20 protein-coding genes and 1 pseudogene are annotated in these 18438 nt (G+C 72.9%); 4 read left to right on the forward strand and 17 right to left on the reverse strand.

The annotated features are described in order from the left end of the window. Positions 1–84: 84 nt before the first annotated feature. The 6 genes from P0R35_RS01800 to P0R35_RS01825 all read right to left on the reverse strand — a co-directional run bounded on the left by P0R35_RS01800 (position 85) and on the right by P0R35_RS01825 (position 4790). A complete protein-coding gene (locus tag P0R35_RS01800) occupies positions 85–930 on the reverse strand; it encodes a DUF8054 domain-containing protein (protein WP_284013554.1) in 846 nt (281 codons plus the stop codon). Positions 931–994: 64 nt separating this feature from the next. Continuing rightward, entirely contained in the window at positions 995–1600 is a 606-nt protein-coding gene (locus P0R35_RS01805; protein ID WP_284013555.1) for a DUF8054 domain-containing protein, read from the reverse strand. 117 nt (positions 1601–1717) lie between these two features. Further along, positions 1718–2329: a flagellin gene (locus P0R35_RS01810; RefSeq protein ID WP_284013556.1), complete on the reverse strand. Its 612-nt coding sequence runs from the start codon at positions 2327–2329 to the stop codon at positions 1718–1720. A 93-nt stretch (positions 2330–2422) separates the two neighbouring features. Then, complete coding sequence (gene pyrI / locus P0R35_RS01815; RefSeq protein ID WP_284013557.1) at positions 2423–2890, reverse strand: aspartate carbamoyltransferase regulatory subunit; 468 nt, start codon at positions 2888–2890, stop codon at positions 2423–2425. Beyond that, on the reverse strand, positions 2887–3840 hold the full coding sequence (pyrB, locus tag P0R35_RS01820) for an aspartate carbamoyltransferase (RefSeq protein WP_284013558.1): 954 nt from the start codon (positions 3838–3840) through the stop codon (positions 2887–2889). Before pyrB ends, pyrI begins: the two co-directional genes overlap by 4 nt. 308 nt (positions 3841–4148) lie before the next feature. Continuing rightward, entirely contained in the window at positions 4149–4790 is a 642-nt protein-coding gene (locus tag P0R35_RS01825; RefSeq protein ID WP_284013559.1) for a ferritin family protein, read from the reverse strand. Between the two features lie 60 nt (positions 4791–4850). Between P0R35_RS01825 and P0R35_RS01830 the strand changes: the two genes are divergently transcribed. Both P0R35_RS01830 and P0R35_RS01835 read left to right on the forward strand, forming a co-directional pair. Then, positions 4851–5165 (forward strand): ASCH domain-containing protein, encoded by a 315-nt coding sequence (locus tag P0R35_RS01830; RefSeq protein WP_284013560.1) that lies wholly within the window; start codon positions 4851–4853, stop codon positions 5163–5165. Positions 5166–5309: 144 nt separating this feature from the next. Continuing rightward, a complete protein-coding gene (locus P0R35_RS01835) occupies positions 5310–6407 on the forward strand; it encodes an MBL fold metallo-hydrolase (protein ID WP_284013561.1) in 1098 nt (365 codons plus the stop codon). Between the two features lie 106 nt (positions 6408–6513). Here the strand turns inward: P0R35_RS01835 and P0R35_RS01840 are convergent, their stop codons facing one another. The 4 genes and pseudogenes from P0R35_RS01840 to P0R35_RS16350 all read right to left on the reverse strand — a co-directional run bounded on the left by P0R35_RS01840 (position 6514) and on the right by P0R35_RS16350 (position 10599). Beyond that, positions 6514–7611 (reverse strand): sensor histidine kinase, encoded by a 1098-nt coding sequence (locus P0R35_RS01840; protein WP_284013562.1) that lies wholly within the window; start codon positions 7609–7611, stop codon positions 6514–6516. A gap of 70 nt (positions 7612–7681) precedes the next feature. Next, positions 7682–8017 (reverse strand): 2Fe-2S iron-sulfur cluster-binding protein, encoded by a 336-nt coding sequence (locus P0R35_RS01845; RefSeq protein WP_284013563.1) that lies wholly within the window; start codon positions 8015–8017, stop codon positions 7682–7684. Positions 8018–8130: 113 nt separating this feature from the next. Beyond that, on the reverse strand, positions 8131–8943 hold the full coding sequence (locus P0R35_RS01850; RefSeq protein ID WP_284013564.1) for an enoyl-CoA hydratase/isomerase family protein: 813 nt from the start codon (positions 8941–8943) through the stop codon (positions 8131–8133). Positions 8944–9041: 98 nt separating this feature from the next. Further along, positions 9042–10599 (reverse strand): annotated as a pseudogene (locus tag P0R35_RS16350) (long-chain-fatty-acid--CoA ligase). A 139-nt stretch (positions 10600–10738) separates the two neighbouring features. On the opposite strand from P0R35_RS16350, the gene P0R35_RS01865 reads away from it, so the two are divergent. Next, complete coding sequence (locus P0R35_RS01865) at positions 10739–11224, forward strand: halocyanin domain-containing protein (protein WP_284013566.1); 486 nt, start codon at positions 10739–10741, stop codon at positions 11222–11224. On the opposite strand, the gene P0R35_RS01870 is transcribed toward P0R35_RS01865, so the two are convergent. From P0R35_RS01870 to menD, 5 genes are all read right to left on the reverse strand, one after another. Then, on the reverse strand, positions 11158–12180 hold the full coding sequence (locus P0R35_RS01870) for an enolase C-terminal domain-like protein (protein ID WP_321170441.1): 1023 nt from the start codon (positions 12178–12180) through the stop codon (positions 11158–11160). The two genes, P0R35_RS01865 and P0R35_RS01870, sit on opposite strands and share 67 nt — an antisense overlap. 162 nt (positions 12181–12342) lie before the next feature. Continuing rightward, positions 12343–13290 (reverse strand): 1,4-dihydroxy-2-naphthoate polyprenyltransferase, encoded by a 948-nt coding sequence (locus P0R35_RS01875; protein ID WP_284013567.1) that lies wholly within the window; start codon positions 13288–13290, stop codon positions 12343–12345. Positions 13291–13351: 61 nt separating this feature from the next. Next, the gene (locus P0R35_RS01880) at positions 13352–14284 is read right to left on the reverse strand and encodes a 1,4-dihydroxy-2-naphthoyl-CoA synthase (protein ID WP_284013568.1); all 933 of its coding nucleotides are present in this window, start codon (positions 14282–14284) and stop codon (positions 13352–13354) included. A gap of 64 nt (positions 14285–14348) precedes the next feature. After that, complete coding sequence (locus P0R35_RS01885; RefSeq protein ID WP_284013569.1) at positions 14349–14876, reverse strand: DUF8215 family protein; 528 nt, start codon at positions 14874–14876, stop codon at positions 14349–14351. Positions 14877–15006: 130 nt separating this feature from the next. Next, positions 15007–16776 carry a 2-succinyl-5-enolpyruvyl-6-hydroxy-3-cyclohexene-1-carboxylic-acid synthase gene (gene menD, locus P0R35_RS01890; RefSeq protein WP_284013570.1) on the reverse strand — a complete coding sequence of 590 codons (1770 nt, stop codon included), beginning with the start codon at positions 16774–16776 and terminating at the stop codon, positions 15007–15009. Positions 16777–16929: 153 nt separating this feature from the next. Between menD and P0R35_RS01895 the strand changes: the two genes are divergently transcribed. Further along, positions 16930–17214: a DUF5789 family protein gene (locus P0R35_RS01895; RefSeq protein WP_284013571.1), complete on the forward strand. Its 285-nt coding sequence runs from the start codon at positions 16930–16932 to the stop codon at positions 17212–17214. Between the two features lie 6 nt (positions 17215–17220). Here P0R35_RS01895 and P0R35_RS01900 read toward each other — a convergent pair whose 3' ends face one another. After that, positions 17221–17643 (reverse strand): CoA-binding protein, encoded by a 423-nt coding sequence (locus tag P0R35_RS01900; protein ID WP_284013572.1) that lies wholly within the window; start codon positions 17641–17643, stop codon positions 17221–17223. 66 nt (positions 17644–17709) lie between these two features. Then, complete coding sequence (locus tag P0R35_RS01905) at positions 17710–18318, reverse strand: DUF7504 family protein (protein ID WP_284013573.1); 609 nt, start codon at positions 18316–18318, stop codon at positions 17710–17712. Positions 18319–18438 lie beyond the last annotated feature (120 nt).

Here is an 18438-nt window from a genome sequence, read left to right on the forward strand (position 1 = left end):
GCACTAATCGTTTCCGCCCCCGGCGGCGGGATCGAGGGCGGGTCGCGAGGGCGGCGGGCGCCCCGACGGCGCGGCCGGGCGGCCTCAGTCGGTCGGCCGCTCCTCGTCGACGCCGACCGCGCCAAGGTCGCGGACCGCCGCGCCGCAGTCCTCGCACGCCACCACCCGGCGGGTCGGCGTCTCGCCGGGGTTCATCGTCCCGCCGCAGCAGCCGTCCGCGACGGTCGTCTCCGCGAGCGACCCGCCACACGCCGGGCACGCCGGGAGGAACAGCCGCAACGGCGACGCCGCGGGCGCGCGGACCGGTTCGGCCACCCCGACGCGCTCCATCGCGCGGACCGCCGCCACGTCGGCGACGGCGTGGACGGGGCGGAGCCACACCGCCCCGGCGTCCCCCTCGACGGCGACCCCGTCGAACCGCGTCGACCCCTCCGCCTCGAAGGGGACGGCGTCGGCGGTCGCGGCCGCCAGCGCGTCGTCGTCGAGCGCCCGGAGTCGCTCCATCTCGTCGGTCCACGCCGTCTCGAACCCGTCCGTCAGGTGGAGGTCGCCGTCGCTCCCCTCGGTCACCACCCCGGCCTCCAGCATCGCGCCGAGCAGCTCCGCCGGGTCGTGGTCCCCGACCGCGAGGTCGTCGGACTCCCGGTCCGGGGAGCCGCCGGCGTCGTCGGCGCCGACGTGGGCGAAGTACGGCGCCAGCCCGGCGGCGCGCACCAGCCGCGGCGCGAACGCGGGGGTTCCGGGGACGACGTAGCCGCGGACGGCGATCAGCGCCGCGCCCGCCGCGAGCACGAGCAGCGCCGCGGGGATCGAGACGACTGCCACGGCCGCGCCCGCGAGGGCGACCGCGGCGGCGTTGACGGCGGTGCAGGGCCAACACCGGTCGGCGCCGGTGTACTCCGGTCTGCGGAGCCTGTCGAGCACGCTCACGCCCGGGAGTGGCGGCCGGAGCCGCATAGCCGTTGCCGACACCGACGGAGGACGAAGGTCCGCCTCATTCGGCGTCCGTCCCCCCGGCGTCGACCGGGGCGGAGTGGCGGTGGACCTCGGCGCCGCAGTCGGCACAGCCCAGCACGACCCGCGGGGAGTCCCGGCCGGGGATCTCGTCGGCGTACCCGTCCGCGGACGGCCGTTCGACGAGGTCGTCGCCGCAGACGGGGCACTCCGGCGTGAACAGTCGCAGCGGCGTCGCGGCCGGCGCGCGGGCGACCGCGGGCACGTCGAACGACTCCATCGCGAGCACGGCGGCCACGTCGGCGATGGCGTCCGCGGGTCGGAGCCAGGCGACGCCCGCCTCGCCCTCGACCCGGATCCCGCCGTAGGCGCGTTCGCCCTCGGCCTCGAACGGGACCGCCCGCGCGGTCACCTCGATCAGTTCCTCGGGCTCGAGCGCCCGGAGGCGCTCCATCTCGTCGGTCCAGGCCGCCTCGAACGCGTCGGTGAGGTACAACGCGTCGCCGTCCTCGCCCGCCGTCAGCACGCCCGCTCGCAGCATCGTGTCGAGCAGGTCCGCCGGGTCGCTGTCTGGCGCGAGCGGGTCGGAGGCTCGCGACGGCTCCTCGCGACGGTCGTCGTCGTCGGCGGCGTCGAACGCGGTCACGACCGTGTGTGTGTACGCCGGAGGCGAATAGACGTTTCCGAAGCGCCGCGGGTCGCCGCCGCTCGCCGGCCGGTCGTGACGGTCGCGAAAACGGAACCGAGAGAGGGGGGAACGCGCCTACAGCTCGACGGCTTCCTTCTGCCCGAGCGACTCGGGGGTCGTGAAGCGGATGCTCGTGGTCGCGCCCGACATCGTGTTGATCTTGATCGTGACCTCCTCGCCCTCGCCCAGCGCCGCCGGCGAGTCGCTCAGCGTGAGGTCGAACTCGATGTTGAAGCGGTCGTCCGCGTCGTTGAGCACGGTGTCGGAGTCGTCCGTGTTCTTCACCGCGGTCGTGTTGAACTGCCAGCCGGCCTCGCCGGAGCTGTTGTGCGTCAGCGTCTCGGTCCCCTGCGGGCCGATCCAGTTGATCGTCGCGTTCGAGAGGTCGATCTCGCCGGCGCCCGGCGCCTGCGTCACCGTCACGTTCACCTGCTCGATCGTGTCGTCCGGGATGCTGTCGCTGCTGTTGGTGTTGACCGACCCGGTCGTGACGACCTCTTGGAGGCGGTTGCTGACCTGTTTACTGCTCTGTTGGCCGGTCTCTTGCGACTTGCTCTGGAGGAAGCCCGCGGTGTTGATCAGGACGCCGGCGGCGATCGCCGCCACCAGCACCATCGCGATGAACACGATGAGCGTCCCGATACCGACCTGCCCGCGCTCTTCCTCGTCCGTGATGAATTCGAACATGGGTTGATCTGCTTCGGCGCTATGCGGGTGAGATCCCCGTCGGGATTTAACGGAAGCGCCCCGGGTATCGGAACCGATACTCGACCCGGTCGGTCAGTGGACCGCGAGGTGGTCGCCGATGTCCTCGCGGACGATCTCGCCGCAGAACTCACAGCGGACGCCGTCGTCGACGACCCCGAACGCGGACTCGACGGGCTCGTCGGCGTTCGTGATGCAGTTGTGGTTCGGGCAGGTGAGCAGGCCGACGACGCGCTCGGGACGCTCGACGCGCTTCTTGTCGACCACCTCGAACTCGCGCACGATGTTGACCGTCGCCTCCGGCGCGAGCAGCGACAGCACGTCGACCTCGCCCTGGCTCAGTTCGCGGTCCTCCACCTTCACCACGTCCTTCGTCCCCAGTTTGTCCGAGGGGACGTTCATCCCGATGGAGACGCCGACGCCCTCGTCGCCGTCGATGCCGAGGATCGCGAGCACGTTCAGCGCCTGCCCGCCGGTGATGTGGTCGATGACGGTGCCGTCGCGGATCTTCGAGACGCGCAGTTCGCGTTCCGGCTCGCTCATCGGCCACCCCCGTCGGTCGCGACCGGGTCGTCGGCGGCGCCGTCCCCGGCGAGCAGTCCGTCGAGCAGCGCCATCCGCACCGGGACGCCGTTGTGGGCCTGCGCGAAGTAGGCGGCGTACTCGCTGTCGTCGACGTCGGGCGCGATCTCGTCGACGCGCGGCAGCGGGTGCATCACGGTGAGGTCGTCGCGGGCGGCTTCGAGGGTCTCGGCGTCGATGCGGTACTGGCCCGCGACCTTCTGGTACTCGTTCTCGTCGGGGAAGCGCTCGCGCTGGATGCGCGTGACGTACAGCACGTCCAGCTCCGGGAGCACCTCGTCGAGGTCGGTGTGTTCGCGGAGCCGGGCGCCGGCGTCGTGGAGGTCGAACTGGACGCTCCGGGGGAGCCGCAGCGACTCCGGGCTGACGAAGTGCATCCGGGCGTCGAACTCGGTGAGCGCCGACGCGAGCGAGTGGACCGTCCGCCCGTACTTCAGGTCGCCCATGATCCCGACCGTCAGGTCGTCGAGCCCGGCGCGCTCGCGCATCGTGTACAGGTCGAGCAGGGTCTGACTCGGGTGTTGCCCGGCGCCGTCGCCGGCGTTGACGACCGGCACGTCGACGAACTGGGAGGCGAGCTTGGCCGCCCCCTCGCTGGGGTGGCGGAGGACGATGCCGTCGGCGTACCCCTCGATGACGCGGACGGTGTCGGCCAGCGACTCCCCCTTCTTCACCGACGACGACTCCACCGTCCCCATGTCGACGGTGTCGCCGCCGAGGCGCTTCATCGCGGTGTCGAACGACATCTTGGTGCGCGTGCTCGGCTCGAAGAAGCACAGCGCCAGCAGGGTGTCGTCGTAGCGGCCGGCGGCGGCGTCCGGGTCGGCGTCGAGTTCGGCCGCTCGGTCCAGCACGGCCTCGATGTCCTCCCGGGTGAGCTGGCCCGCCGAGAGGAGGTGGTCGTGTCGCATCGATCGATACGGCGTCGGCGCGTCCCTTCAATCGCTCGGCTCGACGATCCCGCCGCTTGCCTGCGGTTTTGCACGGTGATGCTGTCCGGTGTCGCCGCGGTTTCGAGATTCGTAACGGGCCATCGGTCGCGGCTCCCCGGTCGCGGGACCGTGCGGGGCGCGCGACGAGGGACGGGTTCACGGCGACGGGTCACGACCGATCGGAGCCGCGCGAGCGGTCGCACGGTGGTCACCTCGGATCCGGATCGTCGCGGTCGCGGCCGCAGACCGCTATCGATCACGTGGTCACACGGCGGCCACGGACGCGTTCAACACACCGGCTTCACGTCGATCCCCATCCCAGCCAGCGCGTCGGCGTAGTCGTCGTACGCGATCTGCACCACGTACTCGGCGACCATCCGCGCGCGCTCCCAGTCGTCCTCGTCGGCACACAGGTCGTCGAGGAGCGCGACCCCCCGGTCGAGCTCCGCCTCGGTCTCCGCGCGGAGGTCGCGAAAGAGGTCCGCCCGCCGCTCGTCCCCCTCGTTGACGAAGAACGAGACGATCTGGAGGTGGGTGCGGTCGCTGACGAGGCCACGCCCGACGGTCCCGGCGGCGACGCGCTCGACGGCGTCCTCGCGGGCCCGGAGGTACGTGTGCATCGCGCCGCCGTCGGCGGGGTCGTGGTCGCCGTCCAGCGCCGCCAGCGAGTCGAGCACGCGCTCGCGGTGGTCGCGCTCGCGGTCGGCCAGCCACGCGAACAGCTCGCGGGCCGCGTCGTCCGTCTCGTCGTCGGCCCACCCGGCGAACGTCGTGTGGGCGGCGTGCTCGGAGTCGGCCGCCGCGGTCAACACCGCCGTCGGCTCCAGCGTCGCGTCGGTGAGCGCGATCAGGAGCTTGTTCGAGCCGAGGCGGTCCAACTCGGTCGCCTTCGCGCCCGCCACCGCCTCGCGGAACGTCTCGCCGTCCATGTCCGATCGGTCGACGAGGGCGGCGTTAACGTTTCCCCCGAGCGACACCACCGAACGCGTATGGCACAGATCGACGCCGGCGAGATCCTGCCGAACGAGCACGTCCGACAGCAGGCGATCGAGGGACGGCTCACCCAACTCCACCGCGGGCACGCCTACGCCGAGGAGGGCGACACCTTCGAGATCGACGGCACGACGTTCGAGGTGACGGCGATCGACCGTCGCACGCTGGGCGACCTCACCGACGAGGACGCCCGCGCGGAGGGCTCCGAGGACCTCGCGGCGTACAAACGGCGGCTCGAACGCGTCCACGACTCCTTCGAGTGGGACGACGACAGCGAGGTCGTCCGCCACGCGTTCGAGCCGCGGGAGTGAGGCGGCCGTGACCGACCACGACCCCGGTCGCGGCCCCCGGCCGACGCCGCGGCGGGCGGCCTCGGCGGCGACCCCGGCGGCGAGGTCGCCCCCGAGACGCTCGCGCGACTGCTGCGCGACGGCGGGCACGTCTCCGTCCTCGACGTGCGCGACCGCCCCGAGTTCGAGGCGTGGCACGTCGACGGCCGCGGCGTCGTCGCCCGGCAGGTCGCCCACGTCCAGTTCGTCGCCGCCGGCGCGCGCGGCGAGCCGACGGCCCCGCTCCCGGACGACCTCCCCGAGCCGATCGTCGTCGTCTGCGGGCGCGGCGCGGCCAGCGCCGACGTGGCGACCCGGCTGGCCGACGCCGGCGTCGACGCGGTGAACCTCGCGGGCGGCATGGACGCGTGGGCCGAGACGTACCTCGCCGAGCCGCTCGTCCGGCGCGGCGACCTCACGGTGGTCCAGTACCAGCGCCCGTCCTCCGGGTGCCTCGCGCACCTCGTCGTCGCGGGCCGCGGCGACGACCGCGAGGCGCTCGTCGTCGACCCGCTCCGGGCGTTCGCCGACCGCTACGTCGCCGACGCCGCCGAGTACGGTGCGACCCTCCGCTACGCCGTCGACACGCACGTCCACGCCGACCACGTCAGCGGGATCCGCGCCGTACGCGAGGCGACCGACGGCGACGCCGAGGCGGTGCTCCCGGCGGGCGCGACCGAGCGCGGCCTCGCGTTCGAACCCCGCCTCCTCGCGGACGGCGACACGCTCCGCGTCGGCGACGCCGCCGTCTCGGCGGTCCACGCGCCGGGCCACACGAGCGAGCTGACGTGTCTGCGGCTCCACCGCGACGACCCGGACGCGGGCGACGTCCTGTTCACGGGCGACGCGCTGTTCCTCCGGAGCGTCGGCCGCCCCGACTTGGAGGCGGGCGACGCGGGGGCGCGCGACCTCGCCGAACGGGGGTACGACTCCCTCCACGACCGCCTGCTCGCGCTCCCGGAGGACACGCTCGTCGCGCCGGGCCACTTCGCCGACCTCGCGGACGCCCGGGGCGACGGCTACGCCGCGCCGCTGGCCGCGGTGCGCGACCTCGACGTGCTCGGGCTCGACCGCGAGGCGTTCGTCGAGCGCGTCGCCTCCTCGCTGCCGCCGCGGCCCGCCAACCACGAGCGGATCGTGGCGACGAACCTCGGGCGCGCGTCGATGACCGACGACGAGGCGTTCGAGGCGGAGCTCGGGCCCAACAACTGTGCGGTGAACTGATCCGGCCGCGGCGCCGGTCTCACGCCCTCGCGCGCGCCGGCTCACGGATCACGGCGTCGCCGTCGCCGGGGCCACGGCGACCCCCACGGCCCCGGGCGCTACCGGCTCACGCCGACTCGGCGTCCGCCGGCGTGGGGTCGCTCCGGGCGTCGGGGGCGGCCGGGAACCGCATCCGCACGCTGACGCCGGACGGCTCGCGGTTGTCCATCTCCAGTTCGCCGTCGGACAGTTCGACGATCCAGTAGATCACCCACAGGCCGAGCCCGGTGACGTGCTGGAGCGGGAGCTCCCGGGTCGCGCGGATCGCCGCGAGCTCCTCCTCGGGGACGCTCGACCCGTCGTCGACGACCTCGACGGCGACCCAGTCCCCGACGCGCTCGACGCGCACCGCGACCGACACCGTGGCCGGGTCGTTGTGGACGGCGACGTTCTCGAGCGTCTCGTGGACGGCGGCGGCGGCGTCGCGGTGCGCTTTCGCCCACGCGTCGTCGTCGGTCGACACCGTCACCGTCGCCTCCGGGTACGTCTCCCGGAACCACGACACCTCCTCGCGCGCCACCGCCCCGAGGTCCGTGTCGACGACGCCCGTGTCGTTCCAGAGGTTCGCGAGCGTCTGTGCCTTCTCGGAGAGCCCGTACACCCGGTCGACGTGCTCGCTGAGCCGTTCGAGGTCGCGCTCGACGGTCTCGTCGTCGGTCGCCGCCATCGCCCCCTCCGCGATGCCGCGGACGATCGTCACCTCGTTGCGGATGTTGTGCCGGAGCACCCGCTGGAGGACGGTCAACCGTCCCGCGACCCGGACCTGTGCGGCACGCTCGTCGTGGACGCGCTGCACGTAGTAGCCCACCAGCGACCCCGCGCTGGCCCCCAGGCTCCACCCGATCGAGACGATGAACCACGCCTCGGTGATGGGCTCGTTCGTCACCCGGCGCGCGCCGAGGTACAGCGCCGACAGCGAGCCGACGACCACCCCCGTGAGTAGCCCCGTCGCGACGATCCGCCACACCCGCTCGGCGTCGAACGACTCCCGGACGGTGCGCCACGTGACGAACACGAGCGCGAGCGCGAACACCAGCAGGATCGACGCCTCGGCCGCCTCGACGAACACGTCGTCGCGGTCGAGCCGGACGTGGAGGACCGCCAGACAGAGGATCGACGCCGCCAGCAGGGCGGGACTCAGGCGCGCCGCCCGGGTTCGATTCACGTCCTCCCGTTCGTAGCCACCGTGAAACCAGTTCCGGCGTCGCGTCCGCTCGTCAGACGCCCGTCACCCGTCAGTCGTCGTCCGCCGCGGCGGCGTCGGCCGCGGCGGCGTCCTGTTCGATGCTCGGCGGGTACTTCCCGCGGTCGAGCTTCAGGTCCGACTGCGCGCGCGCCATGCACGTCAGCGCGTACGTCTCCGCTTCCTCCTCGGTGAGCGCGCGGGCGACGGCGGCGTCCTGCGCGACCTCCCCCTCGACGATCTCGGCGGTACAGGCCAGACACATCCCGACGCGACAGGAGTACTCCTGTGCGATCCCCTCCTCGATGCAGGCGTTCAGGATGGTCTGCTTGTCGGACACCTCGATCGTCTCGCCGGTGCCGACGAACTCCACCGTGTACTCGGTCATGCAAGCACGGTTCTCGGGTTCCCCTTTCTACGTTTCGCTTGTCACCAGTGCGGCCTCGCCCAGGCCGGGCGAACGACGGGCCACACCGGGCGCGCCGCCGCCGACCGACCGAGCTACCGGCCGTCGAACTCCGGCTGGCGCTTGTCGGTGAACGCGTCGACGCCCTCGGCGTGGTCCTCGGACTCCAAGACGGCCGCCTGCGCGCCGGCCTCGTGTTCGATCGCCTCCCCGAGCGTCGCGAACTCCGAGCGGAGGAGCCGCTTCGAGGTGCGCAAGGCGACGGTCGGCCCCGACGCGATGCGGTCGACCAGCATCGAGACCTTCGCGTCGAACTGGTCGTCCGGCACCGCGTGGTTGACGACGCCCAACTCCGCCGCGCGCTCGGCGCTCAGGAGTTCGCCCGTGTAGACGAGTTCCTTGGCGACGTTCTCGCCGACGAGCTTCGGGAGGAGGTAGGAGGTGCCCGAGTCGACCGCGAGGCCGACCTCGCGGAAGCCGAAGCCGATCTGGGCGTCCTCGTGGAGCGCGGTCACGTCGCAGGCGATGGCGAGGTTCGCGCCCGCGCCGAACGCCGCGCCGTCGACCGTCGCGACGGTCGGGAACTCGCACTCGTACAGCCGCTTCACACAGCGGCCGATGTCCTGGATGACGTGGCGGACGGCGTGGTCGACGGGCGCGTCGGAGGCCTGTCGCTCCAGCATCGAGGAGATGTCACCGCCCGCGCAGAACGCCGGGCCGGCGCCCTCGACGACGACACAGCGGGTGTCGCCGCCCTCGATGGCGTCGAGGGCGGCCTCGATGCCGTCGGTCATCGCGACCGACAGGGCGTTGCGCTTGTCGGGGTCGTTCAGGCGGACGGTCGCGACCCCGTCGTCGTCGCGTTCGAGCCGCACGATACCGTCGGAGAACTCGGTGACGTCTGCCATACCGGGGCGTCGTGGCCCCGGGTTATGGCCGTTTCCCCGTCACTTCGCCGCGGCGGGCGCGTCGGGGGTGGCTGGTGCGGCTCGGCCGGCGGGACCGCCTACTCGCCGCGCAGTTCGAACTTCTGGACCTTCCCGGTCGTCGTCCGCGGCAGTTCCTCGACGAACTCCACCTCGCGGGGGTGTTTGTACTCCGCGAGGTTGTCGAGGCAGAACTGCTTGATCGCCTCGGGCGTCACGTCCGTCCCCGGCTTGGGGACGACGAACGCCTTCACCGTCTCCCCGCGCCGGTCGTCGGGGATGCCGACGACGGCCGCGTCGGCGACCGCCTCGTGCTCGAACAACAACTCCTCGACCTCGCGCGGGTAGACGTTGTACCCCGCGGTGTTGATCATGTGCTTCTCGCGGTCGACGATGTAGAAGTAGCCGTCCGCGTCGTGGTAGCCGATGTCGCCGGTGTGGAACCAGCGCTTCCCGTCCCACTCGGTGAACACCTCCTCGTTGGCGTCCGGGCGGTCGTGGTACCCCTGCATCACGTTCGGCCCGCTGACGACGACCTCGCCGGTGATGTCGTCGAGGTCGACGTCCTCCTCGTCGACGGGCCCCTCGTCGACCGGCGGCACCTGCTCGAAGTCGTGGTCGACGATCATCGCGGAGACGCCCGGCAGCGTCTTGCCGATGGAGCCGACCCGGCGGCCCTTCCCGGGTGTGTTGAAGTGAGTGACCGGGCTGGTCTCGGTGAGCCCGTACCCCTCGTAGATCTTCGCGTCGAACAGCTCCTCGAAGCGGCGCAACACCTCGACGGGGATGCCCGACCCGCCGACGCCACACAGCCGGAGGCTGGAGAGGTCGCGCTCGGCGGCGTCGGGCTGGTTGATCATGTCGTTGTACATCGCGGGCACCCCGTGCATCATCGTCAACTCCGCCGACTCGATGAGGTCGAACGCCTGCTGGGCGTCCCACGCGGGCAGGGGGGTAGTAGGCGCCGCCGTCGAACAGCGTCGCGTTCATCACGACGGTCATGCCGTAGATGTGGAACAGCGGGAGCACGCCCAGCTGGCGGTCGTCCGTCGAGATGCCGCCCGGGACGAGCGACGCCGACATCTCGGCGTTCGACGCGAGGTTGTCGTGGGTGAGGAGGACGCCCTTCGGGGTGCCCGTGGTGCCGGAAGTGTACGGCTGGCAGGCGATGTCGTCGTCCGCGCGGGCGACGGTGTCGAACTCCGGGGCGCCGCAGAACTCCTCGAAGGAGACGGTGCCCTCGACGGCCTCGCCGACCGTCACGACCGTGTGGACGTCCGTCTCGTCGCGTACCTCCGCGACGTGTCCGGCGAGGTCCGGAAGCGTGACGACGACCTCCGCGCCGGAGTCGGAGAGCATGTGTTCGATCTCCCGGGCCTTGTACTGCGGGTTCATGGGAACGACGACCCCGCCCGCGCGCAGCGTGCCGTGGAACCCGACCACGAACTGCGGGAGGTTCGGCAGGTAGATGCCGACGCGGCCGCCGGCCTCGACGCCGGCGTCGGCCAGCCCGGACGCGAACGCGCCCGTCTGCCCCCACAGCTCCCGGTAGGCGATGTCGGTCCCCTTGAACGAGACGGCGGTCTCGCCGGGGTGGTCCTCGACGGTCGAACCGACGTGCGTGACGAGGTTTGTCATGCCACCACACCGGAAGGACGGTCGCGGCTAAAGTCTTTCCCGGACGTTCACGTAGGTCGCCGCCGTCTCCCGAACGCTCCGCGGGCGCCCCCGGGCCGGAGCCGGTGGGGTCAAAGCCCGCGCGCCCCTCCAGGAGGGTATGAGCGATCCGACCGACCGGACGCCCGACGCCGGTCCCGCACGCCCGACACGCAGACGCCTCCTCGCGGCCGTCGGGGCGGGCGGCGTCGCGGCGCTGGCCGGCTGCTCCGGCGGGGGCGCCGAGACCGACTCGGGGCCGTACAACGGCTACCTCGCGGACGCCGCCGGCTTCGACGGCGAGGCCGTCGACCGCACCGGGAACGCCGAGGTGACCGTCGCCGTCGGCACGGGCGACGGCTTCGCGTTCGACCCCGTCGCCGTCCGCGTCTCGCCCGGCACGACCGTCGTCTGGGAGTGGACCGGGATGGGGAGCCGCCACAACGTCGTCGCCGAGGACGGCGGGTTCGAGAGCAACTACTACGCCTCCGAGGGTCAGACGTTCTCCCACGAGTTCCGGGAGCCCGGCGTCACGAAGTACTACTGCACGCCCCACCGGAACCTCGGCATGGTCGGCGTCGTCGAGGTGGCCGAGGAGTCGGCGTAGCCCGCCGCGGGCGGCTCACACCACGCCGTCGAACGCCTCGCCCGCGACGCCCGGTCCCGCCGGAACGGCGATCCGTCCGTCGGCGACCGGCGCGGGGTCGTCGTCGACGACGCCCCGCGCCAACAGCCCGCCGGTCGCGAGGCCGTGTGCGCGGTCGCCCCCGCCGGGGACCGCGGCGGCGACGTGGACGGCGGCGGCGCGTGCGACGGCGGCGTCGATCGTCGTGGTGACGACCGTGTCGACGCCGCGGTCGGCGAGGCGGCGCGCCGCGGCGACGGTCGCCCCCGGCCCGCCCTGCGCCATCGGCTTGAGGACGGCCACGTCCGCGTGTCCTCGACCGGGTCGGGCCACCCCTCCGCCCCGCTCGGGGCGTTCACCGCCTCGTCGACGGCGATGGGGACGCCGCGACCGCGGAGCGCGCGGAGCGCCCCGTGGTCGCCGGCGGCGACCGGCTGTTCGAGGTACTCCAACGCGACGCCGCCGAGCGCGTCGACGGCGCGTTCGGCCTCCTCGCGACGCCACGCGCCGTTCGCGTCCGCCCGGAGCCCGACGGCGTCGCCGACCGCGTCGCGGACGGCCCGGAGGCGGTCGACGTCCTCGGCGACGCCGCGGGCGCCGACCTTGCACTTCAGGCAGTCGAACCCGTCGGCGACGGCGGCCTCGGCGGCCGCCACCGTCTCGTCGACGCTCCCGTCGCCGACGGTCGCGTTGACCGGGACCGCCGTCGCCGGGGCGTCGAGCCCCGCCTCGGCGGCCAGCGAGGCGGCCAGCGGTCGGCCGTCGCGGCGCGCCGTCGCGTCGGCGACCGCCAGCGACAGCGCGTGGGCGGCCGCCGGAGGGAGGTCGTCGACCGCCACCGGCTCGTCCCGGTCGACGGCCGCGCGGGCCCCGCGGAGCGCGGCGAGACACGCCTCCGCCGGCTCCGTCCACGGCGGGAGCGGGGCGGCCTCGCCCACGCCGCGGCACGGGCGCCCGTCGGCGAACGCCCCTCCAGCGCGACGATCGCCACCCGGCGCTCGTCGATCTCCCCGTCGCGGTGCCGAGGGGCGAGCGCAGCGGGAGCGTGCGCTCGACGAGCCGCAGCCGCGCGTCGGCCGGGTCGAGGCCGAACCCCGACATCAGAACGCCAGCCCGACCGCGAACAGCGCGGCGAACGCCGCGAGCAGCTTCCCGGTCCGCTCCAGCGCGGGGTTCAGCACGTCGCCCGCGGTCTCGGTCAGCACCGTCCGCGTCAGCGGCACGGCCAGCGGGAGCGTCGCGAGCGGCAGCAGCGTCGTGAGGTCGCCCGTCGACAGCCAGAACACGACCGGGACCGTGTACGCCATCCCGAGGAGGAGGACGAACTGCGCCCGCGAGAAGCCGTAGCCGAAGCGGACCGTGAGCGTGTTCTTGCCCGTCTCGGCGTCCTCCTCGCGGTCCCGGAGGTTGTTGACGACGAGGATGTTCGTCGAGACGGCGGCGATCGGAAGCGAGGCGACCAGCGCCGCGGGCGGCACCAGCTCCGGGCCGGGGACGAGGGTGAGGAACGCGACGCCCGCCTCGGCCGCGGCCTGTACGTAGTAGGTGCCCGTGACGGCGACGAGGCCGAAGAAGACGAACACGAACACGTCGCCGAGCCCGTGGTACGCCAGCGGGTACGGGCCGCCCGTGTAGGCGACGCCCATCGCCACCGAGACGAGGCCGACGATCATGATGGGGAGGCCGGCGACGGCGACGAGGTACGCGCCGACGACGACGGCCGCGAGGAACGTGAGCCACATCGCGCGTTTCACCTCCGCCGGCTCGATGAGCCCGCCCGCGGTGACGCGGGTGAACCCCTGACGGTCCGCGGTGTCGGCGCCCTTCTCGGCGTCGTAGTAGTCGTTCGCGAAGTTCGTGCCGATCTGGATCAGCGCCGCGCCGACGAGCGCGACCAGCGCGGGCAGCGGCGCGAACACGCCGTCGCGGACCGCCAGTCCGGTGCCGACGAGCACCGGCGCCAGCGCGGCCGGCAGCGTCTGCGGGCGGGCGGCGATCACCCACGCCTCGCGTCTGGAGATGTCCGCCTGCCCCGTCTCCGTACTCATTGTCGGGAGGTGGGGCGGGCGGGGCAAGAAGGGTGGGCTTCCCGGTCGTCGCGGCGACGGCTCAGTAGTGCCAGGGGAACTGCGAGAAGTCCTGCTCGCGCCCCTCGAGGAACGCGTCGCGCCCCTCCTGCGCCTCCGGCGTCATGTACGCCAGCCGCGTCGCCTCGCCGGCGAACACCTGCTGGCCGACCATCCCGTCGTCGGTCATGTTGAACGCGAACTTCAGCATCCGCATCGCCGTCGGCGACTTGCTCGTCATCTCGTCGGCCCACTCCAGCGCCACGTCCTCCAGTTCCTCGTGGGGGATCGCCTCGTTCGCCATCCCCATGTCCACCGCCTCCGCGGCGGAGTACGTCTTCCCGCGGAAGAACACCTCGCGCGCCTTCTTCTGGCCGACCTGCTTCGCGAGGTACGCGGAGCCGAACCCGCCGTCGAAGCTCGCCACGTCGGGGTCCGTCTGGAGGAACTTCGCGTGCTCGTCGCTCGCGAGCGTGAGGTCACAGACCACGTGCAGGGAGTGGCCGCCGCCGACCGCCCACCCCGGCACGACGGCCACGACGGGCTTGGGCATGAAGCGGATGAGCCGCTGGACTTCGAGGATGTGGAGGCGGCCCGCCTTCGCCTCGCGGACCAACTCGTCGTCGGACTCGTCGGCCTCGTCGTCGTCGCGGTACTCGTACCCCGACTCGCCGCGCACCGACTGGTCGCCGCCCGAGCAGAACGCCCAGCCGCCGTCCTTCTCGGAGGGGCCGTTCCCCGTGAGGAGGACACAGCCGATGTCGGCCCGCTTGCGGGCGTGGTCGAGCGCGGCGTACAGTTCGTCGACGGTGCCGGGGCGGAACGCGTTGCGTTTCCCGGGGCGGTCGAACGCGATGCGGACGGTCGGCGAGTCGACCGCGCGGTGGTAGGTGATGTCGTCGAACGCGTCGCTGCCGTCGACCGGCTCCCACAGGTCCGGGTCGAAGATCGCCGAGACGGTGTCCGTGTCGCTCATGCAGGAGCGGCGGCGGGAGCGCGCAAAAAGGTGCGCGTGTCGCCCGGCCGGAGGCGGCGCCGGGCTACCGCTCGCGACGGCGCCGGTCGGTCCGGAGCGCGTACACGTCCCGGTAGCGCTGGTCGGGGTCCGGGCCCCCGACGGGCGCCGCGGCGAACGCGTCCGGGAACGCGACCCCGGCGACGAGCGCGAACGACACCGTCAGGACCGTCGCCGCGGCGGCCGCGACCCCGTCGAGGGCCCAGCTACCGATCGCGAGGCCGGTCACCCCGAGCACGACGCCGTTGTAGTACAGCACCCGGACCCACAGGCCCCGCGCGAGTCCCCGCGGCCACCGCGCGAAGCGGTCGTCGCGCCGGTGGAGGCGGTCGTGCCGGACGAGCGCGAGGCCGAGGAGGAACGCGAAGTAGCCGAGCACGAGCGGCACGGAGCCGTCCCGGGGGACCAGCCGGATCGACACGAGCAGCGCGGGGAACCCCACCAGCCCGTGTTCGATGAACGTGTCGAACAGGTCCTCGAGGAGCCTGCCCACGGAGTCGTTGCCGCGGCGGCTCGCGTGGCGCGCCGCCGCCTCCCCGTCGCCCTCGCTCATGGTCGACCGGTGGCGACGGCGACTGATAAATCCCTCTCGCGGGCGCGCCCGGGCGCCCGACCGCCGGGAACCGCCGGGGACCGTCCGGTGTCGGCCGTGACCGCCCGTGACCGTCCGCGGCGGCGGCCGGCTACCGTTCCGCGACGCGCTCGGCGACCTCGTCGGCGAGGGCCTCGCGCACCCGGTGGCTCGCCTCGGCGTCGCTCGTCACCTCGATCACCTCCGTCCCCTCGCTCGACACGCTCTCCCGGTACCGGTCGCGGAACGTCTCGCGGTCGTCGCCGTCGACGCGGGCGAACGAGAGGTCGTACAGCGCCCCGGTCGGCTCGAAGTCGAGGCCGTGGGGCGTCTTGAACTGCCCCGTGAACGGCGGGTCGAACCGCTCGATGGGGAGCATGTGGAAGATGCCGCCGCCGTCGTTGTTGACCACGACGACCGTCGCGTCCACGTCACAGCGGCCCAGCGCGAGCAGGCCGTTCATGTCGTGGTAGTACGCCAGATCCCCCGTCACGAGCGTCAGGTCGTCCGTCGTCGCCGACCCCGCGCCCAGCGCCGTCGAGACGATGCCGTCGATGCCCGAGGCGCCGCGGTTCCCCAGCATCGTGAGTCCCTTCGCGGCCGGGGCGGCGAACCGATCGGCGTCGCGCACGGGCATGGAGTTCGAGACGAACACGGTCGACGGCTCCGGCGCGAGGTCGACCACGTCGGCGAGGACGCGCCCCTCGAAGAAGCGCTCCTCGGCGTCGACGGCGTCCCAGTGGGCGGCCTCGGCGGCCTCCCAGCGCTCGCGCCACGCCGTCGAGTCCGGTCCGCCGACGTGTCGCGACAGCGCGCCACAGAGGCGAGAGGGGTCGGCGACGACGAGATCCGTCGCGGTGAACTCCGCCTCGCGCCACCCGCCCGCGGGGTCGACGACGAGTTGGCGGGCGTCGGTGCCCGCGAGGTACTTCCGCAGCGGCTTGGAGGTGGGCGAGGCGCCGAACCGGAGCACCACCTCCGGATCGGGCCAGTCGGCGGGCGCCCCGTTCGCGAGGACGCCGTCGTAGCCGCCCAGCACCGGCGCGACGCGCGTCGCCGACCCGAAGCGCAGCCCCGACAGCGGGTCCACGAGCAGGGGGAACCCGGTCGCGTGTGCCAGCGCCGTCACCGCCTGCGGGTCGGGGCCGGGCGGGTCCGCGGGGCCGGCGACGAGCAGGCCCCGCTCGGCGGAGAGCGCCTCCGCGAGCCGCCGGACGCCGCGGTCGTCGGGCATCGGGTGGCCCGCCGTCGTCGAGACGAACGGCTCGTCGCCGTCGCGCCCCTCGGCCGCGAGACGCGGCAGGTCGGCGGGGACGTCGCCCTCGACCGCGACGGGTTCGAGCGGCTTGCGGAACGGGACGTTCAGGTGGACCGGGCCGGCGGGCGTCCCCTCGGCGGTCGAGACGGCGCGCGCGAGGTCCGTCCGGAGCGAGCGGAGCTTCCGGTCGTCGGCCTCGGGCTCGGGGAGGTCCTTGTACCAGCGGACGGCGTCGCCGTACAGTTTCTCCTGGTCGACGGTCTGGTTCGCCCCCGAGTCGCGCAGTTCCGGCGGGCGATCCGCCGTGAGCAGGAGCATCGGGACGCGCGACTGTGCCGCCTCCATCACCGCGGGGTGGAAGTTGGCGGCGGCGGTGCCGGAGGTACACACGAGCGGCGTCACCGCGCCGGTGCGGCGGGCGCGGCCGAGCGCGAAGAACGCCGACGCGCGCTCGTCGAGGTGGGAGAACACGTGGACGTCGGGGTGGCGGTCGAACGCGACGGTCAGCGGCGTCGAGCGCGACCCGGGCGTGATACAGACGGCGTCGACGCCGGCGGCCGCGAGTTCGTCGGCGACGGCGCGACCCCAGAGGGTGTTCCGGTTCGGCGCGCTGCCTGCGGTCATGCCCCGGGCTTCGACCGGCGAGCGGATAAACGGGGCGTGTCCGGATCGCGGCGACGTCGCCGACCGCCGCGACCCGCGCGGCGCGGACGGCCGAAGCCAGCCGGGAACCATCACGCACGCAGACACTTCCCGACCGATCCCGACTGACTCCCCATGCGACTGCCAGAGACGCGCACGGTGTTCGCCGACCGGCTGACGTTCCCGACGGACCGCGAGACGGTGGTGACGCGGGTCGGCGACGTGCGACTGGAGGCGCCCAACGGCGAGGACACGACGGTCGCGACGGTCCTCGACCGCGCGTCGGTGTCGACGTTCGCGTCGGCGGACGACCTCCACGCCACGCTCGTGGCGTTCGTCGGCGACGCGTTCGTCGGCCGGAAGTTCTACGACGACCGCGGCGACCAGACCGCCGTCGACACCGACCAGCAGTCGTTCTGACGGCGACTACCCGAGCAGCCGACCGTGTTCGACTTTCATGCACCGGTCTTGGGCGGTGAGCAGGCCGGCCGCCTCGGCGCGCGCGAGCGCCTCGTCGTCGGTGATCCCGAGCTGGAGCCACACGCCCTCGACGTCGCCGCGGTCCTCGTGGCGCGCGAGCACCTCGTCGACGATGCCGGCGACCTCGTCGCCGGGGCGGAACACGTCGACGAGCCCGATCGCCTCGTCGACGTCGGCGAGCGAGTCGTACGCCTCGCGGCCGAGGACCTCGTCGGCGTACGGGTTCACCGGGATCACCTCGTAGCCGTGCGCTTGGAGGTACTTCGGGACGTCGTGGGCGGCCTTGCCGGGCGTGCTCGAGCAGCCGACGACCGCGACGGGGTCCATCGAGAGCAGTTCGCGCAGGCCGTCGTCGTCGGTGACTGGCATACCCACACCTGCGTCGTGTCGAGTCAAAAGCGTTCGTGCGCCGACACCGGCCGGCCGTGCGAGCGACTACGCGTTCGCGAGCCGCACCGTCGGCTCCCCGTCCTCCCGCGTCTCGATGATGCCGTCGAACAGCTGTTTCAGCGTGTTCATCGTCTGGTCGTCGTGGGCCGTCGAGTCGATGCAGTACAGCCCGAGGCCGTCGACGCTCTGGATCCGACCGGTGAACACGTGGAGGAAGCGGAACACGGTCTGGAGGTCCGAGTACATCAGCAGCGTCGACAGCGAGTGGACCATCACCCGGTTCTGGCGGATGCCGCGGTCCTTGTAGAACGCCTCGAGGAACTCCGAGAGCTTGATCCCGATCCCGGTCATGTCGACCGGCGAGGAGGTGTACTTGATGCGGTCGCTGTCGCGCACGTCGCCGACGCCCTGCTGGCGGGTGACGGTGTCCACGACGGCGACCGGCCGACCCTCGTACGACTCGCGTTTCTCGAACTGCGAGAGGAGCCGGTCGGCGGAGTCCTTCGTCGTCACCATGATCGCCCCCTCTCCCTTGCGGGTGCCCTCGGCGAGCACGTCCAGGGCCAGCTCCCGCTTGCCGCTCAGCGGCGGGCCGGTCACCAGGACGTTGGAGCCGGGCTCGATTTCGGCCTCGAGGGTGTCGACCTCGTACATCAGCGTGCCTCCGGGCGGGGGTCGACGCGGACGGCGCGCTCTCGCGGGCTCGTCGGTCGCTCCGTCACGCCGGGCGTCATCCAACTACCCAACCCTTGCTGTGAGCCGGTATTATTCTTT

Source organism: Halobaculum litoreum (assembly GCF_030127125.1).
GTDB classification, from domain to species: Archaea; Halobacteriota; Halobacteria; order Halobacteriales; family Haloferacaceae; genus Halobaculum; species Halobaculum litoreum.

Coding starts and splice junctions, on each gene's coding strand:
- P0R35_RS01810 (WP_284013556.1), bottom strand. CDS start 2,329: ATGTTCGAATTCATCACGGACGAGGAAGAGCGCGGGCAGGTCGGTATC.
- pyrI (WP_284013557.1), bottom strand. CDS start 2,890: ATGAGCGAGCCGGAACGCGAACTGCGCGTCTCGAAGATCCGCGACGGC.
- pyrB (WP_284013558.1), bottom strand. CDS start 3,840: ATGCGACACGACCACCTCCTCTCGGCGGGCCAGCTCACCCGGGAGGAC.
- P0R35_RS01825 (WP_284013559.1), bottom strand. CDS start 4,790: ATGGACGGCGAGACGTTCCGCGAGGCGGTGGCGGGCGCGAAGGCGACC.
- P0R35_RS01830 (WP_284013560.1), top strand. CDS start 4,851: ATGGCACAGATCGACGCCGGCGAGATCCTGCCGAACGAGCACGTCCGA.
- P0R35_RS01845 (WP_284013563.1), bottom strand. CDS start 8,017: ATGACCGAGTACACGGTGGAGTTCGTCGGCACCGGCGAGACGATCGAG.
- P0R35_RS01850 (WP_284013564.1), bottom strand. CDS start 8,943: ATGGCAGACGTCACCGAGTTCTCCGACGGTATCGTGCGGCTCGAACGC.
- P0R35_RS01865 (WP_284013566.1), top strand. CDS start 10,739: ATGAGCGATCCGACCGACCGGACGCCCGACGCCGGTCCCGCACGCCCG.
- P0R35_RS01875 (WP_284013567.1), bottom strand. CDS start 13,290: ATGAGTACGGAGACGGGGCAGGCGGACATCTCCAGACGCGAGGCGTGG.
- P0R35_RS01880 (WP_284013568.1), bottom strand. CDS start 14,284: ATGAGCGACACGGACACCGTCTCGGCGATCTTCGACCCGGACCTGTGG.
- P0R35_RS01885 (WP_284013569.1), bottom strand. CDS start 14,876: ATGAGCGAGGGCGACGGGGAGGCGGCGGCGCGCCACGCGAGCCGCCGC.
- menD (WP_284013570.1), bottom strand. CDS start 16,776: ATGACCGCAGGCAGCGCGCCGAACCGGAACACCCTCTGGGGTCGCGCC.
- P0R35_RS01895 (WP_284013571.1), top strand. CDS start 16,930: ATGCGACTGCCAGAGACGCGCACGGTGTTCGCCGACCGGCTGACGTTC.
- P0R35_RS01900 (WP_284013572.1), bottom strand. CDS start 17,643: ATGCCAGTCACCGACGACGACGGCCTGCGCGAACTGCTCTCGATGGAC.
- P0R35_RS01905 (WP_284013573.1), bottom strand. CDS start 18,318: ATGTACGAGGTCGACACCCTCGAGGCCGAAATCGAGCCCGGCTCCAAC.